Below are 540 nucleotides of genomic sequence, written 5' to 3' on the forward strand. Positions count from 1 at the left end.
GTGGTGGCGGCTTGCGCCGATCCGATGGCCGCGAAAAAGAGCAGGGCCGAGAAGGCAGGCTTCAGCAGGGATCGGGAAGAAGGAGGTGATGCCAGGGGATGAGACAACGTGAAGGACATTGAGGAGTGGACTCCGGGCAAAGAAAGGATGGTTTGCGTCGCCTCCTTGTGATCCGCCCGGGGAGTATTCGTGTTTCAGTGCCTGATTTTGTCGATTGCGTCACAATTGCGTCACGGCCGATGTGACCGTCGTCACGCTGGTGTTGGTGGGTAAAAGGAAGATTCATTTTTATAAACAGTCACTTAACTCGTTTGCCTCGATTCCGTACGTAACCGGATATGAGTGAATCAAAGGGATGAAACCTGCCCTGTTGCGTCACTTTTTCCGCTGTGTTTCGATCGCCCCGATGTCGCTGGATGGGCCGGAAGGCCGGGGTTTGTTGCGGAAGTCGGTGTGCATGCCATCAATGGCGATGGCCTTGTCGATGACCGGGCTGCCGGCGAGGGGCTCGGGGTCGAAGCTGGCCAGGGTCATGTTCTT

General features: G+C 56.5%; 1 protein-coding gene. It reads right to left on the minus strand.

Annotated features, from left to right (window positions below; all coding sequences use genetic code 11):
* Window positions 1–375 precede the first annotated feature (375 nt).
* Window positions 376–534, minus strand: coding sequence for a choice-of-anchor Q domain-containing protein (locus N792_RS14360; RefSeq protein WP_156969424.1), 159 nt, complete (start codon window positions 532–534; stop codon window positions 376–378).
* Window positions 535–540: the final 6 nt, after the last annotated feature.

It is taken from the genome of Lysobacter concretionis Ko07 = DSM 16239 (assembly GCF_000768345.1).
In the GTDB taxonomy this organism is placed as follows: Bacteria; Pseudomonadota; Gammaproteobacteria; order Xanthomonadales; family Xanthomonadaceae; genus Novilysobacter; species Novilysobacter concretionis.